This window comes from Streptomyces sp. NBC_00775 (genome assembly GCF_036347135.1).
In the GTDB taxonomy this organism is placed as follows: domain Bacteria; phylum Actinomycetota; class Actinomycetes; order Streptomycetales; family Streptomycetaceae; genus Streptomyces; species Streptomyces lutosisoli.
Genome location: NZ_CP108938.1, coordinates 3,960,112 through 3,972,726, shown reverse-complemented (window position 1 = coordinate 3,972,726; position 12,615 = coordinate 3,960,112). Strand labels below are relative to the sequence as shown.

The following is a 12,615-nucleotide window of genomic DNA, read 5'->3' as shown; positions in this document are numbered from 1 at the left end:
TCCGTGCTGCGCCCCACAACGTTTCTTTGTGGAGTCCCTACGAATGGCCCAATGATTCTTTGCCCTCGGCAGAACACTTGTCCCGCGCTTTACCCGTTAGTAGCGTTCGGGATGTCTCGAACGTACTTGGGGTAACAGCACTCGGAAGTGGGTGGGGACCGGTGGTACGCAGACCGGTGGCGTGGGTGGCGGCGATCGTGCTCTTCGTGGAGGCGCTCGGCATCGGGTTGCTGAACTGGTTCCTCGGCGTGGTCGTCGACCGCCAGGACATGTCCATGGCCGGCATCGACTCGGACGTGATGTCCATGTCGTCGAAGGTCGGGGGGGTGGTCTTCGGCCTCTACTTCGCGGCGTGCGGTCTGGCTGCCCTGCTGATCGCCCTGCGCGACCGCGCCCCGGGTGTCGTCGGCCGCGTCCTGCTCATCAGTGCCGCCGTGGTGCACGGCATGCTCGGCGCGTTCACGGTGGGCCTGGTGGGCTGGGGCGCGTTCGCCTTCATGATGGTGGTGCTCGGGCTGATCGTGTTCACCCTGATGGCGTACGACCGCCGGGAGGCCGCCGGTCCCGCCGACGCCGCGCCCGGGGACGGCGAGGACCCCGAGGGCGGCAAGAACGGCGACACCGGAGGCGGAGCCTCGATCGCCGCACCGCCGGCCCCGTCGGCGTCCTGATCGCCTCTCCTGATCACTTCTCCGGCGGCGTCCACAAGTCCGTGATGCCGACGCCCAGTTCGGCCAGCAGACGGCGCACCAGCGGCAGCGAGATACCGATGACGTTGCCGTGGTCGCCGTCGATGCCCTCGATGAACGGGGCCGAGCGGCCGTCGAGGGTGAACGCGCCCGCCACGTAGAGGGGTTCGCCCGAGGCGACGTACGCGGCGATCTCGGCGTCGGTCGGGTCGCCGAAGCGGACCACCGTGGAGGCGACCGCGGCGACATAGCGCTTGGCCGCCGTGTCGTAGACGCAGTGCCCCGTCTGGAGCGTGCCCGCCCGGCCGCGCATCGACTTCCAGCGGGCGGTGGCCTCCTCCGCGTCGGCGGGCTTGCCGAGCGCCTCGCCGTCCAGGTCGAGGACCGAGTCGCAGCCGATCACCAGCGCGCCCTGGACCTCGGGCTTCGCCGCCACGACGGAGGCCTTCGCCTCGGCCAGCGCGAGCGCGAGTTCGGCGGGGGTGGGCGCGGTCACGGCGTCCTCGTCGACCCCGCTCACGATCACCTCGGGGGCGAGTCCGGCCTGCCGCAGCAGGTTGAGCCGGGCGGGGGACTGCGAGGCGAGCACGAGACGGCGGCGCGGCTGATCGGTCATGCGGTCAGGGTATCGGCGCCGATCGGCCCACGCCGTACCGCCGGTTCACCCGACACGTGCCACCGGTTCACATGATGCCGAGCACGATCATCGCGAGCACCATGGCCAGCGCCATGAGAACGCCCAGGCGCCGCAACATGTCCTGCATGTCGCGGAGTTCCTTGGGGGGCTCGTTCTCCGGGTCGGACCACAGCATGTCCTCGATCGTGCGGTGGTGAGGGGGTCGCGCGCCTGAGTACGCGTACTCAACTTGCGTACGTCCCGTGTAAATGGGTCTGAGGTTTCTTTAGTGTTCGTGCGCCTGCTACGGTCATGAGGTCAGCTAAAGGAACCCTGGTCCCTTTTAAGGAGGGAACTGCCGTGTTCACCACCGCCTGGACCGCATCGCCCCAGCTCCCCAGTGAAGGCTTCACCCCCAACTGGTCGCGCGAGAGCTTCTGGCGCCAGTCGCTGCGCCAGGTCGTCCGCCTCACCGCGGGCGGCCCCCGGCTCCGCGTCCGGCTCTCCCACACCTACGGCACCTCGCCGCTGCGGATCGCGGGCGCCACCGTGGCCCGTACGGGAGAGGGGGCCGCCGTCGAGGCGGGCTCGGTGCGGCGGCTCACCTTCGAGGGGGCCGCCCATGCCGAGATCCCGGCGCGCGGGCTCGTCGTCAGCGACCCGGTCGAACTCGCCCTGGAATCCCTGGAGTCGGTGACCGTCACCCTCCACTTCGATACCGCCACCGGGCCCGCGACCTTCCACGCGCAGGCCTTCGCGACCAGCTACCGGGGGGAGGGGAACCGCCTCGACGACATCGACGGCCAGGGCTTCGGCGAGACCACCGAGTCCTGGTACGTCCTGACGGCCGTCGAGGTCGACACGGGCGGCCGTACGGACGCCGTGGCGCTCTTCGGGGACTCCCTCACCGACGGCTTCGGCTCGACCCCGGGCGCGAACCGCCGCTGGTCCGACGCGCTCGCCGAACGCACCGGGCGGCCCGTGCTCAATACGGGCATCGGCGGGAATCTGCTGCTCAACGACTCGGCCTGGTACGGCGAGAAGGGCGTCCACCGCCTCGGGCGCGACGTCCTCGACCACCCCGGCGTGGACACGCTCGTGGTGCTCCAGGGCCTCAACGACATCGGCTTCAGCGAGACGGACGAACAGCCGACGTACAAGCCCGCGCCGGTGCTGGAGACCGATGAACTCATCGACGGCTACCGGGAGTTGATACGGCAGGCGCGCGCGAGGGGGCTACGCGTGATCGGGTCCACCCTGCTGCCCTTCGGCGGCTCCGACCACTGGGGCGAGCACGCGGCGAAGGTGAGCCACGAGGTGAACGAGTGGATCCGCGGCTCGGGGGAATGGGACGCCGTGGTGGACCTCAACCGCGTGCTGGCCGATCCGGGAGACCCGGACCGGCTGCACCCGGCGTACGACTTCGGCGATCACCTGCACCCGAATGACGTGGGGTACACGGTGATGGCCGAAGTCCTGGCGGAACTGCTCTAGCGCGACTGCTTCCGCGGAACTGCTCTAGCCGGGCCAGTACGTGCGGCTCCAGGCCTTCGGGCCCGGGGCCGGTACGCGGCTCATGGCCACCCGGGCCGGGTCCGCCCAGGCGTCCGGCTCCTGCGGCGCGCCGGACGGGGTGGAGACCGCCGTCGCGGCGCGCGCCCTGACCACCGCCAGTGCGGCGGCCAGCTCCTCCGGGGTCGGATTGCCCCGTACGACCTTGATCGTCATGTCTGCTCCCAGGATCCGGGTCTACAGGGGTCTACAGCGGGATGTTGCCGTGCTTCTTCGGAGGCAGTGATTCCCGCTTCGTACGCAGTTGACGCAGACCCCGGACGACGTGGGAGCGGGTCTGGGACGGCATGATCACGCCGTCGATGTAGCCGCGCTCGGCCGCCGTGTAGGGGTTCAGCAGCGTGTCCTCGTACTCCTGGATCAGCCGGGCCCGGGTCGCCTCCTGGTCCTCGGCGGCCGCGATGGTGCGGCGGTGCAGGATGTTCACCGCGCCCTGCGCGCCCATCACCGCGATCTGCGCCGTCGGCCAGGCCAGGTTGAGGTCGGCGCCGAGGTGCTTGGAGCCCATGACGTCGTACGCGCCGCCGAACGCCTTGCGGGTGATGACGGTGATGAGGGGGACGGTGGCCTCGGCGTAGGCGTAGATCAGCTTGGCGCCGCGGCGGATGATGCCGGTGTGCTCCTGGTCGACGCCCGGGAGGAAGCCGGGCACGTCCACGAAGGTGATGACGGGAACGTTGAAGGCGTCGCAGGTCCGCACGAAGCGGGCCGCCTTCTCGGAGGCGTCGATGTCGAGGCAGCCGGCGAACTGCATCGGCTGGTTGGCGACGATGCCGACGGGGTGCCCCTCGACCCGCCCGAATCCCGTGAGGATGTTCGGCGCGAACAGTGCCTGCGTCTCGAAGAACTCGGCGTCGTCCAGGATGTGTTCGATCACCGCGTGCATGTCGTACGGCTGGTTCGCGCTGTCCGGCACGATCGTGTCCAGCTCGCGGTCCTCGTCGGTGAGGGTGAGGTCCGCCTCCTCCGGGAACACCGGGGGCTCGCTGAGGTTGTTGGACGGCAGGTACGACAGCAACTGCTTGACGTACTCGATGGCGTCCTTCTCGTCCCCGGCCATGTGATGCGCCACGCCGGAGACGGAGTTGTGGGTCCTGGCCCCGCCCAGCTCCTCGAAGCCGACGTCCTCGCCGGTGACCGTCTTGATGACGTCCGGGCCGGTGATGAACATGTGCGAGGTCTGGTCGACCATGACCGTGAAGTCGGTGATCGCGGGGGAGTACACGGCGCCGCCCGCGCAGGGCCCGACGACGAGCGAGATCTGCGGAATCACGCCGGACGCATGGGTGTTCCGGCGGAAGATCTCCCCGTACATCCCGAGGGCGCTGACACCCTCCTGGATACGGGCGCCACCGGAGTCGTTGATACCGATGACCGGACAGCCGGTCTTCAGCGCGAAGTCCATCACCTTCATGATCTTCTGGCCGAAGACCTCGCCGAGGGCGCCGCCGAAGACGGTGAAGTCCTGCGAGAACACGGCGACGGGGCGGCCGTCGACCGTGCCGTAGCCGGTGACGACACCGTCGCCGTACGGGCGGTTGTTCTCCAGCCCGAAGTCGGTCGACCGGTGCTGTGCGAACTCGTCGAACTCGACGAAGGACCCTTCGTCCATCAGCAGCTCGATGCGCTCACGGGCCGTCAACTTGCCCTTGGCGTGCTGCTTTTCGACGGCGCGCTCCGAGCCGGCGTGCGTCGCTTCTTGAATGCGGCGCTGCAAGTCCGCGAGCTTGCCCGCGGTGGTGTGGATGTCGGGGTGTTGCAGCTGTTCCGGCTCGGACATCGGGATGCGGCTCCCTGCCTGATCTAAGGGGACGTGAGGGTGAGGTGCTCAGAAGGGGGGCTTGCTGGGGGCTTGCTACTCATCCGTAGCGTAGTGGCGTGCCTACTGTTCGGCAGTGCGGCGTTTACCACACCTAGGGTGGGTTGCATGACGCCGCGAGATGCTTCAGACGCGAACGACAACCGGTGGTCCGACCTGGACCGTCCGCCGCTCAACGCGGCCTCCTTGCGCAGAGCGCTGGTCCGCGAGGACGGGCTCTGGCGCGATGTCGACGTGGTGCAGCGCACCGGGTCCACCAACTCCGACCTGGTCGCCCTGGCCACGGAGCAGAAGGCCGACGAAGGGGTCGTCTTCGTCGCCGAGGAACAGAACGCCGGGCGCGGCCGCCTGGACCGCCAGTGGACGGCGCCCGCCCGCTCCGGCCTCTTCTTCTCCGTCCTGCTCAAGCCCACCCAGGTCCCCGTCGAGCGCTGGGGCTGGCTGCCGCTCCTCACCGGCGTGGCCGTCGCGACGGGGCTCTCGCGGGCCGCCGGCGTCGATACGGCACTCAAGTGGCCCAATGACCTGCTGGTGACCGTGGGCGGGGAGGAACGGAAGGCCGGCGGCATCCTCGCGGAGCGGGCGGGCGAGGACGCGGTGGTGGTCGGCATCGGCATCAACGTCACGCTCCGCGAGGACGAGCTCCCTGTGCCCGGGGCGGGGTCGCTGGCGCTCGCGGGGGCGGCGACCACTGACCGTGACACCGTGCTGCGTGCCGTGCTCCGCTCCTTGGAGCAGTGGTACGAGCGCTGGCGCGCCGCCGGGGGCGATCCCGCCGCGTCCGGCCTCCAGGACACCTACGCCGCCGGCTGCGCGACGCTCGGCCGCACGGTCCGGGCCGAGCTGCCCGGCGGGGGGTCCCTCACGGGGGAGGCGGTGGCCGTGGACGGTTCCGGGCGCCTGGTCATCGCCACGGAGGAGGGGGTACAGCAGCCGGTGGGCGCGGGAGATGTGATCCACCTCCGCTCGGCGTAACCCCCCCGGGTTTCTGGGTCGGGTGCGGGTGGGTGGGGGCTGGTCCAAAAGATTGCGCAGTTCCCCGCGCCCCTAAAAGGGGCGCGGGGAACTGCGCAATCTTTTAGCGGGGGTCTGGGGCGCAGCCCCCAGGTACGGATGGGACGGGTAGGGGCGGCGGGGGCGGAAAAACCTGGTTGCCTCGGGCGCAGGCGTCAGGAGTGAGCCAGCGCACACCTGCCGTAGAGTTGACCGCGGTCGATACCTGACCGCGGCAGATCGGAAGGGCAGCAGGCGTGACCGTCGACGACACCGGCTCCGACACGGGTTCCCACCCCGCCCCCGACGGCGAGTCGCCCCGTACCGCCGGGTCGGTCACCGACGCGACCCCCACCCGCCCGGACGCACGGCCCGACGCCGGCCCGGACAGCCGGTACGAACGCCGCCCCGACGCGAACACCCGCCTGGACGCACACCCCGACCCGGACTCCGAAGAAGACCCGCTGGCGCTCCGCCTGGAAGGGCTCATCCTCGGCGCCGAACGCCGCTACACCCCGTTCCAGGCCGCCCGCAGCGCAGGCGTCTCCATGGAACTGGCCTCCCGCTTCTGGCGCGCCATGGGCTTCGCCGACATCGGCCAGGCCAAGGCGCTGACGGAAGCGGACGTCCTCGCCCTGCGCCGCCTCGCCGGTCTCGTCGAGGCGGGCCTGCTGAGCGAGGCCATGGCCGTGCAGGTGGCGCGCTCCACCGGCCAGACCACCGCCCGCCTGGCCGAGTGGCAGATCGATTCGTTCCTGGAGGGGCTGACCGAGCCCCCGGAACCGGGAATGACGCGCACCGAGGTGACGTACCCCCTGATCGAGCTGCTCCTGCCCGAGCTGGAGGAGTTCCTCGTCTATGTCTGGCGGCGCCAGCTCGCCGCCGCGACCGGACGGGTCGTACAGGCGGCGGACGACGCCGAAATGGTCGACCGCCGTCTCGCCGTCGGCTTCGCGGACCTGGTCGGTTTCACGCGGCTGACCCGCCGCATGGAGGAAGAGGAGCTCGGGGAACTCGTCGAGGCCTTCGAGACCACGGCGGCGGACCTGGTGGCCGCGCACGGGGGCCGCCTCATCAAGACCCTGGGCGACGAGGTCCTGTACTCGGCGGACGACGCCGGTATCGCCGCCGAGATCGCGCTGCGCCTCATCGAGACCATGGCGAACGACGAGACGATGCCGGAGCTGCGCGTCGGCATCGCCTTCGGCACGGTGACCACTCGAATGGGCGATGTGTTCGGTACGACCGTGAACCTGGCGAGCCGCCTCACCTCGATAGCGCCACGCGACGCGGTCCTGGTGGACGGCGCCTTCGCGGAGGAACTGATCCACACCGGCGACGCCCCCGCCTCCGAGGCGGAGGCCGCCGAAGCCGCGGCCGCCGCGGAGAAGGAGGGCGAGGAACCGCCCTCCTACCGCTTCGCCCTCCAGCCGATGTGGCAGCGCCCGGTCCGCGGCCTCGGCGTGATCGAACCCTGGCTGCTCGCCCGCAGGGACGCCGAGTCCTAGCTCTTCCTGTCGGCCGTCGCCCAGGCCGTCCAGCCGTCCAGCCGTCCAGCCATCTAGCGGTGGCCCAGCGGCGCCGTCAGGCCGTTCACGCAGATCCCGACGATCGGCACGCACACGCCCGGTGTGCCGGGTCCCGGGGCCGGGGCGTGGGTGGTCGCGCCGGGGGCGGGCTGCGTCGCGGCGGGCGTGGTCGCGGCCGGGGGCGGTGGTGTGGCCATGGGAGCGGTGGGAATGCCGGTCGCGTCCGGTGCGGGGGCCGCGGGGGCGCTCCCGTGAGCCGACGGGATGGACGCGGGCCCCGTCGTCGGAGGCGCCGTCGGCGCGAGGCTCACGCCCGGCGTCGGCGTCGAGCCGGCCCCGCCCATGACCGCCGTCGCCGTGGCGGCCACCGGATGTGCGGCGGAGGGCACGGCCTTGACGGTGGTGACGGCGTCGCCGGCCGCGTCCGTGACGGTCGCCCCGGTCGGCTCGGCCTCCGCGCTCCCTCCACCCCCGATCATCGACTCCGGCGTCATCCGTACGAGGCTCAACACCCCGGCGGCGAGGGCGAGTCCACCCACGGCGAACAGCACCCGCCGCGGCCGGGGCCTGCGATGCCGCCCCTTGACGGGGCGCTGCCAGAGGGGAGCGGGGGTCGCGCCGCCGGAGCCCGATGCGGCCGCCGCGGGCGCCGGGCCGCTTGCGGGAGTGCCCTCGGCGGATGCGGCGGATGCGGCGGATGCGGTGGACGTGGGGGGCGTAGGCGTAGGCCTGCTCAGCGTGCGGCGCCTCGCCGTCCCGTCGTAGGCGGCTGCCCCGCTCGTGGACGGCGACGCCTCCGCTGCCGGGCCGGCCCATGCGCCCCCGCCGGTCGGAGCGGCGAGTCGGTCGTTGCCGGTCGTCCTGAGATCCGCCCATGTGCCGTCCACCGCTTTGGGCTCCGCCGACGCGCCCCCTGGGGGTGTGCGTCGCGGCTCCGGCCGGGTCTTCGTGGCCTGTGTGGTCTGTCGGTTCGTCATGGTCGTCCCTCCCCGATGTGCCCGCGCCCCCCGAACGCGTTGTGGCGGTGCGTAGGTTATGTGCGGTTTGGGGGTGGCGGAACGGAGTTGGGCGGGATGTCACCCGAACGGGGAGGTGCGGGGCGAGGGGACGGGTTTCGTCGGGCGGCGTCGGCTGCGATGATCGGAGGCGTGGGAAGTTAACCCGCGTTAACCGGTCATCGGGAGGGTGTCATGGCGGAGCAAGGGGACGAGCGGCGGTTCGGGGAGTTCGTCGCCGTACGGCGGCACGGGTACGTCGCGGAGCTCGCCCTCGACCGGCCCAAGGCCATGAACGCGGTGTCCACGGACATGGCCCGGTCGATCGCCGCCGCCTGCGAGGCGCTCGGCGCCGACCGTGACGTACGGGTGGTCGTGCTGACCTCCACCCATGAGCGCGCCTTCTGTGTCGGCGCCGACCTGAAGGAGCGCAACTCCTTCACCGACGCCGACCTGGTGCGGCAGCGCCCGGTGGCGCGGGCCGCGTACACCGGTGTCCTGGAGCTGCCGATGCCGACCGTCGCCGCCGTGCACGGCTTCGCGCTGGGCGGCGGGTTCGAGCTGGCGCTGTCGTGCGACCTGATCGTGGCCGACCGTACGGCGGTCGTCGGGCTGCCCGAGGTGTCCGTCGGGGTGATCCCCGGTGGGGGCGGTACGCAGCTGCTGCCCCGCAGGGTCGGTGCCGCGCGCGCGGCCGAGCTCATCTTCTCGGCGCGGCGTCTGGAGGCCGCCGAGGCGCGGGAGTTGGGCCTCGTGGACGAGTTGGTGGCGGAGGGTGAGGACCGGGCGGAAGCCCTCGCGCTCGGTGCCCGCATCGCCGCGAACTCGCCCGTTGGGCTGCGGGCGGCCAAGCGTGCGCTGCGGCTTGGGCAGGGGCTCGATCTGCGTGCGGGGCTTGAGGTCGAGGATGCCGCCTGGCGCTCCGTGGCCTTCTCGGGGGACCGGGCGGAGGGTGTGGCGGCGTTCAACGAGAAGCGTGCGCCGCGGTGGCCGGGGGAGTAGGCGTTTCTCGCCCCAGACCCCCGCTAAAAGATTGCGCAGTTCCCACCGTCCCTAAAAGGGGCGCGGGGAACTGCGCGACCAGCCCCCACCGTCCCGCAGTCGACACGCAACCTCACCCGAACCACCGCCTCGGACCCCTGTTCGCCGCATCAATGTCCCGAAATGCCACAGTTTTACCTAGCCTGGAGTGATGGGTGAGGACAGACGGCTGAGGGCTGTGGTGGAGCTGTCGCAGGGGATGGCGGCGGCGCACACCCCGCGCGAGTCGTGGCGGGCCGCCGCGCTCGGCGCGTGCCATGCGTTGGCCGGAAGCTTCGCCGCGCTCTCCGTGTGGGAGCGCGAACTGGGCCGGCTGCGGGTGCTCGCCAACGTCGGCGAGCGGGCCCCGGACGAGGACGAGTTCCCCGACGGGGAGGCCTACCCGGTGCACCAGTTCCCGGAGATCACCGAGTTTCTGCACGAGCGGTGGGCGGGCGGCGGTGAGCCCAACGCCTGGGTGGAGACGGCGGACGGCCCGGCGGGAGGCGGCGCCGGGTACTGCCATCAACGTGTCGCCGCGCTGCGCCGCCGCGGGCGCGGTTGCTGTGTTGTCGCCCCGATCGTGCTGCACGGCCGCGCGTGGGGCGAGCTGTATGTGGCCCGGCCGACCGGTGCCCCGGTCTTCGAGCGGGCCGACGCCGACTTCGCGACCGTCCTCGCCTCCGTGGTCGCGGCCGGGATCGCCCAGACCGAGCGCCTGGAGGAGGCCCGGCGGCTGGCGTTCACCGACGCGCTCACCGGGCTCGCCAACCGCCGTGCCGTGGACGTGCGCCTCGACGAGGCCGTCGAGCGGCACAAGAAGGACGCGGTCGTCGTCAGTCTCGTCGTCTGCGATCTCAACGGGCTCAAGCGCGTCAACGACACCCAGGGGCACGCGGTCGGTGACCGGCTGCTCGAACGGTTCGGGTCGGTGCTGTCCCTGTGCGGGGCCATGCTCCCGGGCACCCTCGCCGCACGCCTCGGCGGCGACGAGTTCTGTCTGCTGGCGGTGGGCCCGGCGGCGGACGAGGTCGTCCGTATCGCCGATGAACTCTGCCGCCGCGCCGCCGAGTTGGAGCTGGGGGAGGGCGTGGCGTGCGGGGTCGCCTCGACCGAGGATCCGATCGGGCCCGTGCGGTCCGCCCGCCGGCTGTTCCGGCTGGCCGACGCCGCGCAGTACCGGGCCAAGGCCGTGCGCGCGGCGAAGCCCGTGGTCGCCGGGCGCGAGGGTCCCGACGACCCGGTCGTACGCCTCGCGGACGCGCCGTCGCCCACGGAAGGGGAGCGCCGCCGCTTCCGGGGGCGACATGAGCGCCGCCCGTGACGGACGCCGGAGTGGGAGCCCGGCGCGGCGCCCTGTGTGACGTACGTCGGAGTAAGGGGTAAACCGGCCACCCGCTAGTGACATCATCGAATTCACTGCGTACGCTCCTGAATATGGATATGCACACTGTGGTGGTGGGGACGTCCGGGGTGACCGCGTCCGACGTTCTCGCCGTGGCGCGCGACGGCGCCCGGATCGAACTCTCCGACGAGGCGGTGGCGGCCCTGGCCGCGGCCCGCGAGATCGTGGACGCGCTGGCGGCCAAGCCGGAGCCCGTCTACGGCGTCTCCACCGGTTTCGGCGCCCTCGCGACCCGGCACATCAGCCCGGAGCTGCGCGCCCAGCTGCAGCGCAACATCGTCCGCTCGCACGCCGCCGGGATGGGCCCGCGCGTGGAGCGCGAGGTCGTCCGCGCGCTGATGTTCCTGCGGCTCAAGACCGTCTGCTCGGGACACACGGGCGTGCGGCCCGAGGTCGCGCAGACCATGGCGGACATCCTCAACGCCGGGATCACCCCGGTCGTCCACGAGTACGGCTCCCTCGGCTGCTCCGGCGACCTGGCGCCGCTGTCCCACTGCGCGCTCACGCTCATGGGCGAGGGCGACGCCGAGGGTCCGGACGGAGTCGTACGGCCCGCGGGCGAGCTGCTCGCCGAGGCCGGCATCGCGCCCGTCGAGCTCCGCGAGAAGGAGGGCCTCGCCCTTCTCAACGGCACCGACGGCATGCTCGGCATGCTGGTCATGGCCCTCGCCGACCTGGAGACGCTCTACAAGTCCGCCGATGTGACGGCCGCGCTCTCCCTCGAAGCCCTCCTCGGGACGGACAAGGTCCTCGCCCCCGAGCTGCACGCCATCCGCCCGCACCCCGGGCAGGGCGCCGCGGCCGCCAACATGCTGGCCGTGCTGAAGGGTTCGGAGCTCACCGGGCACCACCAGGACGGCGCCCCGCGCGTCCAGGACGCCTACTCCGTGCGCTGCGCCCCGCAGGTCGCCGGCGCCGGCCGCGACACCCTCGCCCACGCGCGCACGGTCGCCGAGCGTGAACTCGCCTCCGCCGTCGACAACCCGGTCGTCCTCCCCGACGGCCGCGTCGAGTCCAACGGCAACTTCCACGGCGCCCCGGTCGCGTACGTCCTCGACTTCCTCGCCATCGCGGCGGCCGACCTCGGCTCCATCGCCGAGCGCCGCACCGACCGGCTGCTCGACAAGAACCGCTCGCACGGCTTGCCGCCGTTCCTCGCGGACGACGCCGGCGTCGACTCGGGCCTGATGATCGCCCAGTACACGCAGGCCGCGCTGGTCAGCGAGATGAAGCGGCTCGCCGTACCGGCGTCCGCCGACTCCATCCCCTCCTCCGCGATGCAGGAGGACCATGTGTCGATGGGGTGGTCGGCCGCGCGCAAGCTGCGTACCGCCGTGGACAACCTCACCCGGATCGTCGCGATCGAGCTGTACGCCGCCACCCGCGCGATCGAGCTGCGCGAGGGCCTGACCCCCGCCCCGGCGTCGCAGGCGGTCATCGACGCCGTCCGTGCGGCCGGCGTCCAGGGCCCCGGCCCGGACCGCTTCCTCTCCCCGGACCTGGAGGCGGCGGACGCCTTCGTGCGCGGCGGCCACGTGGTCGCGGCGGTGGAGCCGGTGACCGGACCGCTGGCCTGACCGGAGCACTTCCGGGCCGCCGCTGTCACAGCGGCGGCCCGGAGTGTGCTACTGTCTCATTGATACGTTTTTGGTACCCATTTACTTTGTGCGCCTGATCGGAATCCTCCGCAGGCGCGTTTTGTTTTACCGGCTATCTCCGGATGGGGCCCTACCTGTTCAGGAGAAAAACATGGCTACCGGCACCGTGAAGTGGTTCAACTCGGAAAAGGGCTTCGGCTTCATCGAGCAGGACGGCGGCGGCCCCGACGTCTTCGCCCACTACTCCAACATCGCCAGCTCCGGCTTCCGTGAGCTGCTGGAGGGCCAGAAGGTCTCGTTCGACGTCGCCCAGGGCCAGAAGGGCCTGCAGGCGGAGAACATCATCCCCGCCTGATTTCGGGGACGCGCTTTTCCAGAG

Annotated in this window: 13 protein-coding genes; 8 read left to right on the top strand and 5 right to left on the bottom strand. The window is 71.6% G+C overall.

Annotation, left to right across the window (positions count from 1 at the left end; genetic code table 11):
• The first annotated feature begins 161 nt into the window (after positions 1–161).
• Entirely contained in the window at positions 162–671 is a 510-nt protein-coding gene (locus OIC96_RS17570; RefSeq protein WP_330306919.1) for a hypothetical protein, read from the top strand.
• Between the two features lie 13 nt (positions 672–684).
• Here the strand turns inward: OIC96_RS17570 and OIC96_RS17565 are convergent, their stop codons facing one another.
• Positions 685–1,305, bottom strand: a complete 621-nt coding sequence (locus OIC96_RS17565; protein ID WP_330306920.1) for a Maf family protein — start codon at positions 1,303–1,305, stop codon at positions 685–687.
• Positions 1,306–1,372: 67 nt separating this feature from the next.
• Entirely contained in the window at positions 1,373–1,501 is a 129-nt protein-coding gene (mmpB, locus tag OIC96_RS17560; protein WP_327431229.1) for a morphogenic membrane protein MmpB, read from the bottom strand.
• A gap of 164 nt (positions 1,502–1,665) precedes the next feature.
• On the opposite strand from mmpB, the gene OIC96_RS17555 reads away from it, so the two are divergent.
• Positions 1,666–2,799: an SGNH/GDSL hydrolase family protein gene (locus tag OIC96_RS17555; protein WP_330306921.1), complete on the top strand. Its 1,134-nt coding sequence runs from the start codon at positions 1,666–1,668 to the stop codon at positions 2,797–2,799.
• Positions 2,800–2,823: 24 nt separating this feature from the next.
• On the opposite strand, the gene OIC96_RS17550 is transcribed toward OIC96_RS17555, so the two are convergent.
• Positions 2,824–3,033: an acyl-CoA carboxylase epsilon subunit gene (locus OIC96_RS17550; protein WP_330306922.1), complete on the bottom strand. Its 210-nt coding sequence runs from the start codon at positions 3,031–3,033 to the stop codon at positions 2,824–2,826.
• A 31-nt stretch (positions 3,034–3,064) separates the two neighbouring features.
• On the bottom strand, positions 3,065–4,657 hold the full coding sequence (locus OIC96_RS17545) for an acyl-CoA carboxylase subunit beta (RefSeq protein WP_330306923.1): 1,593 nt from the start codon (positions 4,655–4,657) through the stop codon (positions 3,065–3,067).
• Between the two features lie 147 nt (positions 4,658–4,804).
• On the opposite strand from OIC96_RS17545, the gene OIC96_RS17540 reads away from it, so the two are divergent.
• Both OIC96_RS17540 and OIC96_RS17535 read left to right on the top strand, forming a co-directional pair.
• A complete protein-coding gene (locus OIC96_RS17540) occupies positions 4,805–5,671 on the top strand; it encodes a biotin--[acetyl-CoA-carboxylase] ligase (RefSeq protein WP_330306924.1) in 867 nt (288 codons plus the stop codon).
• Positions 5,672–5,946: 275 nt separating this feature from the next.
• The gene (locus OIC96_RS17535; protein WP_406502028.1) at positions 5,947–7,197 is read left to right on the top strand and encodes an adenylate/guanylate cyclase domain-containing protein; all 1,251 of its coding nucleotides are present in this window, start codon (positions 5,947–5,949) and stop codon (positions 7,195–7,197) included.
• 53 nt (positions 7,198–7,250) lie between these two features.
• On the opposite strand, the gene OIC96_RS17530 is transcribed toward OIC96_RS17535, so the two are convergent.
• Positions 7,251–8,195 (bottom strand): hypothetical protein, encoded by a 945-nt coding sequence (locus tag OIC96_RS17530; protein ID WP_330306925.1) that lies wholly within the window; start codon positions 8,193–8,195, stop codon positions 7,251–7,253.
• Positions 8,196–8,408: 213 nt separating this feature from the next.
• Between OIC96_RS17530 and OIC96_RS17525 the strand changes: the two genes are divergently transcribed.
• The 4 genes from OIC96_RS17525 (at position 8,409) to OIC96_RS17510 (ending at position 12,591) form a co-directional block, all read left to right on the top strand.
• Complete coding sequence (locus OIC96_RS17525) at positions 8,409–9,215, top strand: enoyl-CoA hydratase/isomerase family protein (RefSeq protein WP_330306926.1); 807 nt, start codon at positions 8,409–8,411, stop codon at positions 9,213–9,215.
• A 190-nt stretch (positions 9,216–9,405) separates the two neighbouring features.
• Positions 9,406–10,557: a GGDEF domain-containing protein gene (locus OIC96_RS17520; protein ID WP_330306927.1), complete on the top strand. Its 1,152-nt coding sequence runs from the start codon at positions 9,406–9,408 to the stop codon at positions 10,555–10,557.
• Positions 10,558–10,676: 119 nt separating this feature from the next.
• Positions 10,677–12,215 carry a histidine ammonia-lyase gene (gene hutH / locus OIC96_RS17515; RefSeq protein ID WP_330310271.1) on the top strand — a complete coding sequence of 513 codons (1,539 nt, stop codon included), beginning with the start codon at positions 10,677–10,679 and terminating at the stop codon, positions 12,213–12,215.
• A 172-nt stretch (positions 12,216–12,387) separates the two neighbouring features.
• Positions 12,388–12,591 (top strand): cold-shock protein, encoded by a 204-nt coding sequence (locus OIC96_RS17510; protein WP_028803001.1) that lies wholly within the window; start codon positions 12,388–12,390, stop codon positions 12,589–12,591.
• The last annotated feature ends 24 nt before the right edge of the window (positions 12,592–12,615 follow it).